This window comes from Streptomyces venezuelae, assembly GCF_008642295.1.
GTDB lineage: Bacteria > Actinomycetota > Actinomycetes > Streptomycetales > Streptomycetaceae > Streptomyces > Streptomyces venezuelae_C.
Window position 1 is genome coordinate 3,087,716 of sequence record NZ_CP029190.1, and the last position, 14,181, is coordinate 3,101,896.

14 protein-coding genes are annotated in these 14,181 nt (G+C 71.4%); 7 read left to right on the forward strand and 7 right to left on the reverse strand.

Features of this window, described 5'->3' with window-relative positions:
• Positions 1–150 precede the first annotated feature (150 nt).
• On the reverse strand, positions 151–1,509 hold the full coding sequence (gene glp, locus DEJ50_RS13405; protein ID WP_190344455.1) for a gephyrin-like molybdotransferase Glp: 1,359 nt from the start codon (positions 1,507–1,509) through the stop codon (positions 151–153).
• Entirely contained in the window at positions 1,506–2,417 is a 912-nt protein-coding gene (galU, locus tag DEJ50_RS13410) for a UTP--glucose-1-phosphate uridylyltransferase GalU (RefSeq protein WP_150208177.1), read from the reverse strand. The genes glp and galU overlap by 4 nt, the downstream gene beginning before the upstream one ends.
• 95 nt (positions 2,418–2,512) lie before the next feature.
• On the opposite strand from galU, the gene DEJ50_RS13415 reads away from it, so the two are divergent.
• On the forward strand, positions 2,513–3,127 hold the full coding sequence (locus DEJ50_RS13415) for a 5-formyltetrahydrofolate cyclo-ligase (protein ID WP_223837737.1): 615 nt from the start codon (positions 2,513–2,515) through the stop codon (positions 3,125–3,127).
• A 1-nt stretch (position 3,128) separates the two neighbouring features.
• On the opposite strand, the gene DEJ50_RS13420 is transcribed toward DEJ50_RS13415, so the two are convergent.
• The gene (locus tag DEJ50_RS13420) at positions 3,129–5,948 is read right to left on the reverse strand and encodes a penicillin acylase family protein (RefSeq protein ID WP_150208180.1); all 2,820 of its coding nucleotides are present in this window, start codon (positions 5,946–5,948) and stop codon (positions 3,129–3,131) included.
• Between the two features lie 188 nt (positions 5,949–6,136).
• Here DEJ50_RS13420 and DEJ50_RS13425 point away from each other — a divergent pair, with 188 nt between their 5' ends.
• From DEJ50_RS13425 to mscL, 6 genes are all read left to right on the forward strand, one after another.
• Complete coding sequence (locus DEJ50_RS13425; RefSeq protein ID WP_150208182.1) at positions 6,137–7,672, forward strand: potassium/proton antiporter; 1,536 nt, start codon at positions 6,137–6,139, stop codon at positions 7,670–7,672.
• A gap of 539 nt (positions 7,673–8,211) precedes the next feature.
• Positions 8,212–9,519 (forward strand): MFS transporter, encoded by a 1,308-nt coding sequence (locus tag DEJ50_RS13430; protein ID WP_223838105.1) that lies wholly within the window; start codon positions 8,212–8,214, stop codon positions 9,517–9,519.
• 68 nt (positions 9,520–9,587) lie between these two features.
• Positions 9,588–9,887 carry an FmdB family zinc ribbon protein gene (locus DEJ50_RS13435; RefSeq protein WP_150208185.1) on the forward strand — a complete coding sequence of 100 codons (300 nt, stop codon included), beginning with the start codon at positions 9,588–9,590 and terminating at the stop codon, positions 9,885–9,887.
• An 80-nt stretch (positions 9,888–9,967) separates the two neighbouring features.
• On the forward strand, positions 9,968–10,801 hold the full coding sequence (locus tag DEJ50_RS13440; RefSeq protein ID WP_150208187.1) for an S-methyl-5'-thioadenosine phosphorylase: 834 nt from the start codon (positions 9,968–9,970) through the stop codon (positions 10,799–10,801).
• A 174-nt stretch (positions 10,802–10,975) separates the two neighbouring features.
• Complete coding sequence (locus DEJ50_RS13445) at positions 10,976–11,530, forward strand: hypothetical protein (RefSeq protein WP_150208189.1); 555 nt, start codon at positions 10,976–10,978, stop codon at positions 11,528–11,530.
• 123 nt (positions 11,531–11,653) lie between these two features.
• A complete protein-coding gene (mscL, locus tag DEJ50_RS13450) occupies positions 11,654–12,184 on the forward strand; it encodes a large conductance mechanosensitive channel protein MscL (protein ID WP_223837738.1) in 531 nt (176 codons plus the stop codon).
• 10 nt (positions 12,185–12,194) lie between these two features.
• Here mscL and DEJ50_RS13455 read toward each other — a convergent pair whose 3' ends face one another.
• The 4 genes from DEJ50_RS13455 to DEJ50_RS13470 form a co-directional block, all read right to left on the reverse strand.
• Positions 12,195–12,431 (reverse strand): hypothetical protein, encoded by a 237-nt coding sequence (locus tag DEJ50_RS13455; RefSeq protein WP_150208192.1) that lies wholly within the window; start codon positions 12,429–12,431, stop codon positions 12,195–12,197.
• Positions 12,432–12,568: 137 nt separating this feature from the next.
• Positions 12,569–12,937, reverse strand: a complete 369-nt coding sequence (locus DEJ50_RS13460) for a hypothetical protein (RefSeq protein ID WP_150208194.1) — start codon at positions 12,935–12,937, stop codon at positions 12,569–12,571.
• Positions 12,937–13,578, reverse strand: a complete 642-nt coding sequence (locus DEJ50_RS13465; RefSeq protein ID WP_150208196.1) for a ubiquinol-cytochrome c reductase iron-sulfur subunit — start codon at positions 13,576–13,578, stop codon at positions 12,937–12,939. Before DEJ50_RS13465 ends, DEJ50_RS13460 begins: the two co-directional genes overlap by 1 nt.
• The gene (locus DEJ50_RS13470; protein WP_150208198.1) at positions 13,575–14,174 is read right to left on the reverse strand and encodes a 4Fe-4S dicluster domain-containing protein; all 600 of its coding nucleotides are present in this window, start codon (positions 14,172–14,174) and stop codon (positions 13,575–13,577) included. The genes DEJ50_RS13465 and DEJ50_RS13470 overlap by 4 nt, the downstream gene beginning before the upstream one ends.
• Between the last annotated feature and the right edge of the window lie 7 nt (positions 14,175–14,181).

Consider the following 14,181-nt stretch of genomic DNA (forward strand, 5'->3'; position numbering starts at 1 on the left):
CCGGAGGGGCGCGCCGGGGGAACAGGTCCGAGCGCGCGGAGGAAACCGTGAGGAACGAGCGGTTTACGAGCACGCACGGACCTGTGGGCCCGGCACGAGCGCCCCGGAGGCGAACGGGCGAAGCCGCTCAGGAGCGCGCCGGGGAACGGCTCAGCGGAGCGGGATCACTTCCAGCTCGGTGCCCGGCTCCACCGAAGTGACCTCTTCCGGTACCACCAGCAGGGAGTCGGCGTGGGCCAGTGCGGCGATCAGGTGCGAACCGGATCCGCCGACCGGGCTGACCGTGCCGGACCCGGCGTCGTACGTCGCGCGCAGGAACTGGCGGCGGCCGGCCGGGGAGCCGATGGCCTTGTCCGCCTCCAGTACCGCCCGCACGCTGGGCCGGGACACGTCGGGCAGGCCCATCAGGGCGCGGATGGCCGGCCGTACGAAGAGCTCGAAGGAGACGTAGGAGGAGACCGGGTTGCCGGGGAGGGCCAGCAGCGGGGTGCGGTCGGGGCCGATCGAGCCGAAGCCCTGCGGCTTGCCCGGCTGCATGGCGAGCTTGCGGAAGTCGATCTCGGCGGCCTCGGCCGTGTCCTCCGGCTTCCCGGCCGCGGACGCCCCGGACAGCGCCTCCTTGACCACGTCGTACGCGCCGACGCTCACCCCGCCCGTGGTGACCAGGAGGTCGGCCCGGATCAGCTGGTCCTCGATGGTGGCGCGCAGGGTGGCGGCGTCGTCGGCGACCGCGCCGACCCGGTACGCGATGGCTCCGGCGTCCCGCGCGGCTGCGGCCAGCGCGAAGCTGTTGGAGTCGTAGATCGCGCCCGCGGCCAGCGCCTCGCCCGGCTGGACGAGTTCGCTGCCGGTGGAGAGGACCACCACGCGCGGCCGGGGCCGGACCCGTACCGTGCCGCGGCCGATGGCGGCGAGCAGGGCGATCTGCGGCGGGCCGAGGACGGTCCCGGCGGCCAGGGCCAGGTCTCCGGCCTGTACGTCGCTGCCGCGCGCCCGGACGTGGGCGCGGGCCTCGGCGGCCCGGTGCACCCGGACCTCGCCGCCGGCGCCCTCGGGGGCCGAGCTCGCCGGGGTCATCCCGGCGGCGGCGCCCCCGCCGCTGCCGCCGTCGGTCCACTCGACCGGTACGACGGCCTCGGCGCCGGCCGGCAGCGGGGCGCCGGTCATGATGCGGGCGGCCTGGCCGGGGCCCACCGTGCCGCCGTCGGGCAGCCCGTCGCTGCCCGCCGCCACGTCCCCGACCACCGTCAGCACCGCGGGAAACTCCTCGCTCGCCCCCTGGACATCGGCCACCCGGACGGCGTAGCCGTCCATGGAGCTGTTGTCGAAGGGCGGGAGGGCGACGGGCACGGTGACGTCCTCGACGAGAACACAGCCTTGGGCGTCGAGCAGTTGCAGCTCGATCGCCTCCAGTGGCCGGATCGCGGCAAGGATGTCCGCCAGGTGCTCGTCCACCGACCACAGACGCTGCTGCTGCCGGCCGGTGTCCTGCGGTGCGGTGCTGCTCAAGGCCGTTCCATCTCCTCCGTGACGTAACTGTGAAGCCAGGTGCGGAACTCCGGGCCCAGGTCCTCACGCTCGCACGCGAGGCGGACGATGGCCCGCAGGTAGTCGGCACGGTCTCCGGTGTCGTAGCGACGGCCCCGGAAGACCACGCCGTACACCGGACCGCCGATGGTCTCGTCGGCGGCCAGCTTCTGCAGGGCGTCGGTGAGCTGGATCTCCCCACCGCGGCCCGGCTCGGTCTCCCGCAGTATGTCGAAGATCGCGGGGTTGAGGACATACCGTCCGATGACCGCGTAATTGCTCGGCGCGTCGGCCGCGTCCGGCTTCTCGACCAGACCGGTGATCCGGACGACGTCGGTCTCGTCGGTGGCCTCGACGGCGGCGCAGCCGTAGAGATGGATGTTCTCCTGCGGGACCTCCATCAGCGCGATGACGGTTCCGCCGGTGTTCTGCTGGATGTCCACCATCTGCCGGAGCAGCGGGTCACGCGGGTCGATGAGGTCGTCGCCGAGCAGCACCGCGAAGGGCTCGTTGCCCACGTGCGGGGCGGCGCAGAGCACGGCGTGGCCGAGGCCGCGCGGGTCGCCCTGGCGGACATAGTGCATGGTGGCCAGGTCGCTGGACTCCTGGACCTTCTTCAGGCGGTCGTCGTCACCCTTGGCGACGAGGGCCGACTCCAGCTCGTAGTTGCGGTCGAAGTGGTCCTCGAGGGGCCGCTTGTTACGTCCTGTGATCATGAGAACGTCGTCCAGTCCGGCGGAGACAGCCTCTTCGACCACGTACTGGATGGCCGGCTTGTCCACGACCGGGAGCATTTCCTTGGGGGTGGCCTTCGTCGCCGGGAGGAAGCGAGTACCGAGGCCCGCGGCCGGAATGACGGCCTTGGTGATCACGGGGTGCAACTGAGTCATGGGCAGCACGATAGACGGTGCACAAAGACCCAACTTTAGATTCCGGTAAACATCTTCGCGTTTGTACCGTTATGGGAAGGGATTTTGAAACAGCCGTGGTAGAGAACCGTTCCGCCGGCTCCGCCCTCAAGGCGGAGCTCCGCCGCGAACTGCTGGCGGCCCGTCGCGCCTTGTCCCCGGAGGCCGCAGCCGCGGCGGCTGCCTCGCTCGCCCGCCGGGCGCTGGAGCTGCCCGAGCTGGCCGGTGCGGGCACGGTCGCCGCGTATGTCTCGGTGGGCACCGAGCCCGGCACCCGCGACCTGCTCGACGGGCTGCGCCGGGCCGGCAAGCGGGTGCTGCTGCCCGTACTGCTGCCCGACAACGACCTGGACTGGGCGGCTTACGAGGGTCCCGGCAGCCTGGCCGAGATCGCGCACCCGGGGAAGATGCGGCTGCTGGAGCCCGCCGGTCCGCGGCTCGGGCCGGAGGCGGTGACCGGCGCCGACGCGGTCCTGCTGCCCGGGCTCGCGGTGGACGGCCGCGGGATGCGGCTGGGCCGCGGCGGGGGCAGCTACGACCGGGTGCTGGAGCGGCTGGAGCGGGCGGGCGCGCATCCGGCGCTGGTGGTGCTCCTCTACGACGACGAGGTGGTCGCGCGGGTCCCGGAGGAACCGCACGACCACCCCGTGCAGGCCGTGGCCACCCCCTCGGGGGTGCGCCGGTTCGGCTAGCTCATGAGCCGGCCGGCTTGAGCGTCAGCGTGTCCTTCGCGGCCTTGCCGACCGCCTCCGGGCTGAACGGCCACTCCAGCAGCTCGCCCTTGGCCCAGAGGTCCGTCTGGTCGGTGTAGTTCGAGTGGTACGCGTGCCCGGAGGCGCCGGTCAGGTTGATCCAGCGGGACTTGTCCAGGTCGTTGAGGTTCACGACCATCCGCATGGACGGCACCCAGGTGACCCCGTAGCCGCCGGCCGCGTTCCAGCCGGTGGCGTTGACCGTGGCCTCGCCGCCCCCCAGGTTCCAGGGGCCCCGGTTGAGCAGCCACTGCAGGAAGCCGGGGCCTTCGGTGCCGATGGTCTGGTTGCGCAGCATCAGCTGGTGCGAGCTGCCCCAGCTCCAGGTGGTGCGGTCCTTGCCCAGCTTGGCCGTCAGCTCCCACTGGGCGTCCGCCATGGCCCGGGCGAAGAGCTCGTCGCGGCTGGTGGTCGCCTTCTCGTTGCGGGTCGCGGGCGAGGCCCACCAGGCCGACTTCTCGTCCTTGATCAGCTGGCGGACCACCTCGAACCAGCGGTCGCCGCCGTCCGGCTGGGCCGCGTCCGGCTCGCGCTCGCCGCACTCGCGCACTTCCTCGGCGAGGTCGTCGTCGGGGCCGGAGGTCTCGTCCCGGACGCTCAGGCAGCTGCCCTCGACCCGGAGCTCCTTGGGCATCTTGTCGCCGAAGGCCAGCTTGAGGATGTTGCGCCAGACGGCGTTGAAGTAGGCCGCCGCGGCCGAGTCCGGCTCCTGGGTGTAGTTCCAGCCGTCCAGCAGCTTCTGGGCGGCGCGGACATCGGGGTTCGAGACATGGATCTTGGACAGGATGGGCGTCAGCAGCGCGGCGATCTCGCTGCTGTTGTCCATCTGCATGGTCCGCATGTCATCGGTGGAGATCTTGCCGTTGTCCTTGATCTTCGCCTCGATGAGGTCGTTGATCCGCTGGCTGCGGGCGCCGTAGCCCCAGTCGGTGGTCAGGGTGTGCGGGTACTTGCCCGCGCCCTGCTGCACCACGGCCTGGTTGGCGGTGACGATGTAGCCCCGCTTGGGGTTGAGGTCCCAGGGCAGCTCGTCCTGCGGGATCCAGCCGGCGGTGCTGCCCGGGGTGCCCTTCCAGGCGTACTTGGAGTCCCAGCCGGGGGCGGGCATCCGGCCGTCGCCGAGGTTGCGGACCGGGATCCGGCCCGGGGCCTGGTAGCCGATGTTGCCGTACTGGCCCTCGTTGTCGGCGTAGATCAGGTTCTGCGAGGGGACCTCGAAGTCGCGGGCGGCCTCGCGGAAGGCCGCGAAGTTCTTGGCCCGGTTCAGTTTGAACACGGCGTCCATGGACTTGCCCGGGTCCAGGGCGGTCCAGCGCAGGGCGACCGCGTAGCCGTTGCCCCGGTCGGGGGCGGAGGCGTCGACGGGGGCGCGGGTGCCGACGGTGCCGAGCTCGTCGCTGCGGTCGGAGACCAGCGGGCCGTTGTTGGTGGTCCGGACGGTGATCTTCTTGTCCTCGCCGCCGGCGACCTTGATGACCTCTTCACGGGTGGTGAAGGGCAGCACCTTGTTGTCGTAGACGTAGCCCTCGGGACGGACCTGCTCCAGGTAGAGGTCGGTGACGTCGGCGCCCAGGTTGGTCATGCCCCAGGCGATGTCCTGGTTGTGGCCGATGATCACACCGGGGGTGCCGGCGAAGGTGTAGCCGGCGACCTGGTACTGGCACTCGCGGGAGGCCTTCCGGCAGTGCAGGCCCATCTGGTACCAGACCGAGGGCAGCTGCGGGGCCAGGTGCGGGTCGTTGGCCAGCAGCGGCTTGCCGGTGGTCGTGTACTTGCCGGAGACGACCCAGGAGTTCGATCCGATGCCGCTGCCGTTGGGGCCGAGCAGGGCGGGGATCTCCTCCAGGGTCTTGGAGAGGGCGGTCAGCTGGGTGCGCAGGCCCTCGGTGGCGCCGGCCGGGGAGGTGGTCCCGGTTCCGGTGCCCGTGCCGGAGCCGGTGCCGGTACCAGTGCCCGTGCCGCTGCCCGTGCCGGAGCCGGTGCGGGCGGGGGCGGTGCCCTGCGGGGCGTACTTCCCGGACTCGACCTTGCCGCCCTCGACGATCGGCTTGTTCCGGTCGAAGGGGTAGGGCGGGTAGAGCTGGTTCAGCTGCTCCTTGGAGAACTTCCCGGACATCAGCGCGCGGTCGATCTCGTCCTGCATGTTCCCGCGCAGGTCCCAGGCCATGGCCTTGAGCCAGGCCACCGAGTCCACCGGGTCCCACTGCTCGGGGGTGTAGCCGTCGCTCAGCTTCAGGGCGGCGTGCTCGACCGAGAGGTCCTTGCCGGACTTGCCCTTCAGATAGGCGTTGACCCCGTCGGCGTAGGCCTGGAGGTTCTCCTTGGTCTCGGGTGAGAGCTTGGTATCGAACTCGGTCTTGGCGACCTGCCGCCAGCCCAGGGTCCGCAGGAAGGCGTCGGTCTCGACCTGGCCGCTGCCGAACATCTCCGAGAGCCGGCCGGAGGTCATGTGACGACGAACGTCCATCTCCCAGAACCGGTCCTGGGCGTGCACGAAGCCCTGTGCACGGAAGAGGTCGCGGTCGTTGTCGGCGTAGAGCTGGGGGATTCCGTGGCTGTCGCGCTTCACCTCGACGGTCCCGGTCAGCCCGGGAAGCTCCAGGGAGCCGGTCGTCTGCGGGAAGGAGGCGCGCACGGTGTCCACGCTCCAGTACGCCCCGTAACCGAGGCCCGCGACGAGCGCCAGCACCAGGGTGAGCACGATCAGACGGGCGCGTCGCCCCTTCTTCTTGACGGGGGGGGCGGTTTCGTTGGCGGGCATCGCTGTCCTTCGAGGGGCAGGGTGGTCCTGTGGTCCTGAGTGCTGGGAGCAACCATAGGCGCAGCACCGCACCCGTTCGGACGCGGTGTCAGGGACTGGGTCGAACTGGCGTTTCACAATGTGGCCAACGCGTCAAGAAAGCGTCAAAGATTAGGTAAGGTAACGAAGTACCTGCCTCCGGAGGAACGATCCGGCAGGCACGCGCGAGAAAGGGCCGCCCCCTGACCGTCCACCAGCTCAATGAGCTCCTGCTGGTCTCGTCGCTCGTCCTGCTCATCGCCGTCGCGGCGGTGCGCGTCTCCTCGCGCAGCGGCCTCCCCAGCCTGCTCATCTACCTCGGCATAGGCATCGCGATAGGCCAGGACGGCATCGGCAATGTCGTCTTCGACAATGCCGAGCTGACGCAGGTCATCGGCTATGCGGCGCTGGTCGTGATCCTCGCCGAGGGTGGTCTGGGCACCAAGTGGAAAGAGATCAGGCCGGCCCTGCCCGCGGCGATCTCGCTCTCGCTGGTGGGCGTCGCCATCAGCGTGGGCGTGACCGCCGCGGGCGCCCATTACCTGGTCGGGCTGGACTGGCGGCAGGCGCTGCTGATCGGCGCGGTCGTCTCCTCCACCGACGCGGCGGCGGTCTTCTCGGTGCTGCGCAAGGTGCCACTGCCCTCCCGGGTCACCGGTGTGCTGGAGGCCGAGTCCGGCTTCAACGACGCCCCCGTGGTGATCCTGGTGGTCGCCTTCTCCACGGTCGGCCCGGTCGACGAGTGGTACGTACTGATCGGCAAGATCGCGCTGGAGCTGGCCATCGGCGCGGCCATCGGGCTCGCGGTCGGCTTCCTCGGCTCGTACGGACTGCGACATGTGGCCCTGCCCGCCTCCGGCCTGTACCCGATCGCCGTGATGGCCATCGCCGTGACGGCGTACGCGGCGGGCGCGATCGCGCACGGCTCCGGCTTCCTCGCCGTGTACCTGGCGGCGATGGTGCTGGGGAACGCGAAGCTGCCGCACTGGCCCGCGACGCGGGGGTTCGCCGACGGCCTCGGCTGGATCGCCCAGATCGGCATGTTCGTCCTGCTCGGCCTGCTGGTGACCCCGCACGAGCTGGGGGACGACATATGGCCGGCCGTGATCATCGGACTGGTGCTGACGCTGGTGGCCCGCCCGCTCGAGGTCTGGGTCAGCCTGCTGCCGTTCCGGATGCCCTGGCAGGAGAAGACCCTCATGTCCTGGGCCGGTCTGCGTGGCGCCGTGCCCATCATCCTCGCCACCATCCCGATGGTGTCCGGGATCGAGGGCAGCGAACGGGTCTTCAACATCGTCTTCGTGCTGGTGGTGGTCTACACGCTGGTGCAGGGCCCGACCCTGCCGTGGCTGGCCCGGAAGCTGAACCTCCGGGACACCGAGGAGGCGGCGGCGGACCTGGGCATCGAATCGGCACCGCTGGAGCGGCTGCGCGGGCACCTGCTGTCCTTCGCCGTCCCGGCCGGCTCCCGGATGCACGGGGTGGAGGTCAGCGAGCTGCGGCTGCCCGCCGGAGCCGCCGTCACCCTGGTCGTACGGGACGGCAAGAGCTTCGTACCGGCGCCCTCGACCGTGCTGCGGCGCGGGGACGAGCTGCTGGTGGTGGCCACCGATCCGGTACGGGACGCGGCGGAGGCGCGGCTGCGGGCGGTGGCCCGGGGCGGCAAGCTGGCCGGCTGGCTGGGCACCGGCGGCTCTCTGCACTGAGCCGGCATCCGCCCTCGGCGGGGGCCAGGGGTCGATCGCACGATCCTCCGGGGCGGCATCCGGAGGATCATCTGACGGATTCGCTTCTTGCTTACCGAGGGAAACAGAACGTTTCACGCCAGTTTCCATGGCGTAATGACCTAAACGCTCGGTTAATCGGAGGTGAAGACACGACTTGTCAGCGTAATCACAGGGCGTTGTGGTGAGTTTGCCTGTACGATGAAGGCACACAGAACGAACCAACTCTGCCTGACGCAGAGCTGGCGCGACCGCTCGGCGGCCGTGGCACCCTCCCGCTGAGTGGGCGCCCAGGTATCACTCGGTTCTGCGCAAGAGGACAGCTCTCGGGGCTCCCACATGTACGGGTGCGGCTCACAAGGCACGCACCGCCCGCAGACGGGGACGCTCTACCAGGCAGCAGAAAGGCAAGGGCCGTGACATCCGCGGTCACGACCGACAAGTCCGAGACGTCCTCGACTTCTTCTCCGTCTTCTTCGCAGGCTTCCGCGCAGGCTTCTGCGCGCCCCGGTTACGGGCAGCTGCTCCGCACGCCCGGCGCCCTGAGCTTCCTGCTCCCCGGCTTCGCCGCCCGGCTGCCGTTCGGCATGCTGACCATCAGCATCCTGCTGCTGGTCCAGCACACCACCGGGTCCTACGCCAACGCCGGCGTCGTCGCCGCGGTCACCGGCGTCTCCATGGCGCTGTTCGCCCCGGTGATGGGCAAGTTCACCGACCGCCACGGCCAGGGTGCCGTGCTGGTCCCCGTCGTCCTCACCCACGCCACCGCCGTGAGCGCGCTGACCGCGCTCGCGCTGCTCGGCGCCCCGCTCTGGGCGCTCGCACTGGCCGCCGTCCCGGCCGGTGCGAGCGTTCCTCAGGTCGGTCCGATGGTCCGGGCCCGGTGGGCCGCGCGGCTGGAAGGTTCGCCGCTGCTGCCGACGGCCGCCGCGTTCGAGTCCGTCACCGACGAGTTCACCTTCGTGGTGGGCCCGGTCCTGGCGACCGCGCTGTGCACCGGCGTGCACCCGGCCGCCGGTCTGATCACCGAGGCCGGCCTGACCCTGCTCGGCGGCCTGCTGTTCGCCGCGCAGCGCTCCACCCAGCCCGCGGTGCACGCCCGTAGCGGCGCCGGCGAGAAGCACGCCTCGGCGCTGTCCTTCCCCGGCCTGCGGGTCCTGATCGTGGCCTTCATCGGCATCGGCGCGGTCTTCGGCGGCATGCAGGTCTCCCTGGCTGCCTTCTCCAACGAGATCGGGAACCCGGGCGCCAACGGTCTGCTGTACGGCGTCTTCGCGGCCGGCAACATGATCGCGGGCATCGCCTGCGGTGCCATCGCCTGGAAGATCGGCCCGCGCCGCCGGCTGATCTTCGGCTACATCGGCCTCACCGCCGCGGCCTCCGTGCTGTGGGCCGCGAACTCCGCGGTGCTGCTCGGTGCGCTCGGCCTGGTGGTCGGCCTCTGCATCGCCCCGGCCCTGATCACCGGCTACACCATGATCGAGAGCCTGGTTCCGGCCGCCTCCCGGACCGAGGCGTTCACCTGGCTGACCGGTGCGGTGGCCTTCGGGCAGGCCGGCGCCGTGACCCTGGCGGGCCGGCTGACCGACGCCCACGGATCGAGCTACGGCTTCCTGGTGCCGCTCGGCGCCACCGCGCTGGCGCTGGCGACCCTGCTCGCGCTGCGCTCGAAGCTGGCTCCGAAGGCGCCGAGCCGGATCGTGAACACGTCCGCGCAGCCTGCGGCGCAGGATGAGTCGGAGGGTGCGCTGCAGGGTGCGTCGGAGGGTGCGTCGCAGCGGGTGAACGAGCGTGGTCTGGGTCACCGCGTGCCGGTGACGGTGGACTGATCCGCCGGAATAGGTCACCATGGAGCGTCGTTAGCACTCATTGAGTCAGAGTGCCAGGAGGAAGATTCGTGCCGACCTACCAGTACCAGTGCACCGAGTGCGGTGAGGGCCTCGAGGCCGTGCAGAAGTTCACGGATGACGCCCTGACCGAGTGCCCGAGCTGCAAGGGACGCCTGAAGAAGGTGTTCTCCGCGGTCGGCATCGTCTTCAAGGGTTCCGGTTTCTACCGGAACGACAGCCGAGGCGCCTCGTCGAGCAGCTCCCCGGCGAGCAGCGCCTCGAAGCCCGCCGCGTCGTCGTCCTCGGCTTCCTCGGCTCCGGCTTCCTCGCCGGCGCCGGCCGCGGCGCCGAGCACCCCGGCGGCCTGACCGGCCTGACGGCTCCAGCGTGTCAGCCCCTTCGCCCACCGGGCGAGGGGGCTTTCGCACGTACGGGCTAGTCTGGCGCCATGGTGCACGCAGAGATCGGCGTAATCGGCGGGTCGGGCTTCTACTCCTTCCTGGAGGACGTCTCCGAAATCCAGGTGGACACCCCCTACGGGGCGCCCAGCGACTCCCTCTACCTCGGTGAGCTGGCCGGGCGCCAGGTCGCCTTCCTCCCCCGGCACGGCCGCGGCCACCACCTGCCGCCGCACCGGATCAACTACCGGGCCAACCTGTGGGCGCTGCGCTCGGTGGGGGTCCGGCAGGTCCTGGGCCCGTGCGCGGTGGGCGGACTGCGTGCCGAGTACGGCCCCGGCACCCTGCTGGTCCCCGACCAGCTGGTGGACCGTACGAAGTCCCGGACCCAGACCTTTTTCGACGGGCACCCGCTGCCGGACGGCTCGATCCCGAACGTGGTGCACACGACCTTCGCCGACCCCTACTGTCCTGTCGGACGGGAGGCGGCGGTGGCGGCGGCCCGGGGGCGGGCGTGGGAGCCGGTGGACGGCGGCACCATGGTCGTCATCGAGGGGCCCCGGTTCTCCACCCGCGCCGAATCGCAGTGGCACGCGGCGATGGGGTGGTCGGTGGTCGGTATGACGGGCCACCCGGAGGCGGTGCTCGCCCGCGAGCTGGGGCTCTGCTACACCTCGATCGCCCTGGTGACGGACCTGGACGCGGGGGCGGAGACCGGTGAGGGCGTCTCCCACACGGAGGTCCTGAAGGTGTTCGGCGAGAACGTGAGCCGGCTCCGCGAGGTGCTCTTCGACGCGGTGGCGGGGCTCCCTGTCACGGAGGACCGCAGCTGCCTGTGCACGCATGCGCACGACGGCTGGGACCTGGGCATCGAGCTGCCGTAGGGCCCTGTCTCCGCGCTCCTCCTGCGAGTGACCGGCCTCCTGCGGGTGACCGGGTTTTCCACAAGCCGGGGATTGTCCACAGGGCTGGGCGAGGTGCGGGCGGGTGAGGGGATCGTGAGGGGTGTCCGGGCGCAGTGCCCGGGGTGAACTCCCTCTCGATGGGTGGTGGTCGGCATGTCCGGCTTCGAGATCGACCAGACCGGCCGGGCCGGTTGGACCGGCCGGGTTTCCGCTGCTGCGTGTCCGCCGCCGCGCGGGGTGCCGGCGTTCGCTCCGCTGCGGGTCGGCCGGGGTGCCGGCCGGCTGCGGCGGGCGGTGCGGCGCAGGCGCAGGGCGGCCGGGGCCGGCCTCGCGGTGACGGCCGTGGCCGCGCTGGCGGTGGGCGGGGCGGAGGCCCGGCCTGCCCGCAGCGAGCCGCCGCCGCCCGCATCGGCATCGGCGTCGGGGCCGCGGGCGGCTCCGGTACGGCTGGTGTCCGCACCGGTGCGGATCGCGGACGGGGCGACGGTACGGCTGCTGCGGCCCGGGGACCGGGTCGATGTGGTGGCATCCGAACGGGACGGGCCGGCGCGGGTACTGGCCGCGGGCGCCCGGGTTGCCGGAGTGCCCGCTGCGGACGAGGGCGTCGGGGACGGCGGGGCGCTGGTGGTGCTGTCCGTGCCGCGGGACACCGCAAGGGAGCTCGTGGGGGCGGGCACCAGGGCCCGACTGGCGGTGACACTGTGCTGATTCGCACGAATGAACGGTCAAGTCGCCCGCAGGCGTACCCCGATTGGACAGGCCGGGCTCGGACTGCCGTATTTTTCGGAACCGTTGGCTCCGCGTCCTGTTCGAGCGAGGAAAGGCTCAGTGGTGAGCGAGAAGAAGAAGGAGAGCGTCCTGGCGGGCTTCAAGGCCTTCCTGATGCGCGGAAACGTGGTCGACCTGGCGGTGGCCGTGGTCATCGGTGCCGCGTTCACGAACATCGTGAACTCCCTGGTGAAGGGGATCATCGGCCCGCTGATCGGCGCGTTCGGCACCAAGAGCCTGGACGGCTACACCTCGTGCCTGAAGGGACCCTGCTCCATCGACCCGAAGTCCGGGGAACCGGTGGGTGTGAACATCCTCTGGGGCGCGGTCCTCAATGCGGCGCTCACCTTCCTGATCACCGCCGCGGTGGTCTACTTCCTGATGGTCCTGCCGATGGCGAAGTACCTGGCCAAGGTCGAGGCACGGCGGAAGGCCAAGGAGGGGGTGCACGAGACCCTGGAGGTCACCGAGCTGGAGGTGCTCAAGGAAATCCGGGACAACCTCGTGGCGCAGCGCACCGGCAGCAACGGCGGACCCGACGTGGCCAACGGTCACGAGGGGACCGGGCAGCACCGCGGCGGCAGCGCGGGCTGAGCACGGCGGCTCAGAGGTGGTGCGGGGGCTTCTCGTCGAGGAAGCGCGCCAGATCGGCGGCGCTCCCGGCGGAGGCCGGCCGCTCGCCCCAGCCGCGGTCCGTGTCGTCGGAGGACTGCCGGTCCAGCGGGTCGTCGAAGTCCAGGGCCGGCCGGGGCCTGGACGAGGGCCGGACCGACTGGGCCGGCCGGGCCGGCTGCGAGGGCTGTGATCCGGACTCGGAGCCGGAGGCGGGGGTGGTGCTCATGCATCCAGGGTACGGCCGCCGCCCCGGCCCGGGCCCGGCCGGGAGCCCCGGCCCGTTCCAGGGCCGCGGGCTGTACTTCGGGGCCCTGGCCGGGGGCCGGCTCATCGGGCGGCCGGGGCCACCAGGCCGCCGGCCGGTCATCGGTCCTTCGGGTCGAGGAGCCACAGTCCGAGGACGACCAGGAAGGACAGGACCAGGAACCCCGCCCCCCACCAGGCCGTGCCGGTGTTGCCCTTCATCCACTCGTTGACGGTGACGGCCAGGCCCCACAGCTGTCCGGTCACCACGGTCAGGGCCAGCGCGAGACGGGCATTGAGCCGGGCGGAGCGCTCGGGCTCCTGCTCGGAGCCGGCGCCCGGGCCGGGGCCGGTGCGGCGGATCCGCGGATCGCCGTATCCGCTGGTGGAGCGGATCTGCGGATAGCGCTCCCGGACCGGGCGGTTGAGCCGGGGCTGGGCGCTGCCGGGCCGGTAGTCGGGCCGGGGAGGCACCGGGGCATCGCTCATCAGGTCCGCCCGGTCTCGGTGGCGCGTGTCGCGTCGGGGCAGCCCAGCCGTTGGGCCACCTCGGGGCGGGAGTCGCCGAACTGCCGGCACAGGGCGTCCTTGGCCGGTTCCCCGGACCGGGCGGTGGCGATGGCCCAGACACTGCCGTCGAGTTGCTCGGTCAGGAAGACCCTGGGCAGCGGCCGGGGCGGCGGGCCCGCCGTCACCTCGCCGGTGCGGGCGTCGAAGACGCCTTCGTGGCAGGGGCAGTACAGCTCGCCTTCCGGGCCCCGGTCCTCGCGCCACAGCACGGCGCAGGCGAGGTGGGTGCAGACCGCCGAGTAGCCGACAAGGGTGCCGTCGGAGAGGCGGACCGCCACGGCCCGGTCCTCCTCTCCGGGGTACCGGAAGGCCACGGACTGGCCGGGGTCGAGGCGGTCGGTGACCTTCCGGGCCTCGGGGAGGGTCTCGGTGTCCCCGTGCCGGTGCAGGATGCCGGAGGCGACGCCGAGGCCGCCGACGGCCAGACCGCCGGAGACGGTGGCGACGATGCGCAGGTAGTCACGGCGGGTGGTGAGGGAGTCGGCGCTGATCCGGTCGCGGAGCTGTTCCTGCGCCTCGTCCGGGCCGGTGCCGGGAGCGGGCTGTTCGGTGACGCTCATCGCACATCGACTCCGTTGATCTCGACGACGGGGAGGCCGCCGGGGACCGGCCACTGGACCTTGTCGGCGGGGACGACCATGGCCACTCCGGTGCTGACGACCACATCGCCGAAGACGAAGGAGTCGGCGACCTGGACTCCGGGGCGCTCGGCCCGGAGCTCTTCGAGGGTTCCGTAGAAGAGGGCTCCGGTGGGGCAGACAGTGGCGCACATGGGGGCCAGGCCGTAGGCGGTGCGGTCGTAGCAGAGGTTGCACTTCATCTGCAGCTTCGCCTGGAGATCGATCTTCGGGACGCCGAAGGGGCAGGCGTTGACGCAGTTGGCGCAGCCGATGCAGCGGGTGGTGTCGGCCTGCTGGACCACTCCGTCGGCGGTGACCAGGATGGCGTCGGCGGGGCAGACCTCGGCACAGGGTGCGATCGGGTCCTCGCAGTGCATACAGACCGTGGGGAGGGAGGCGACGGAGGTGCCGGGCTCGGTGTAGTCCAGGTGGATCATCGATGTGCCGCGGTGCGAATCGCATTCGCGGCAGGCGGAGACGCAGGCCTGGCAGCCGATGCAGCGACCCGGGTCGATGAAGATCGTGCGGCCCATCATGGCGGGA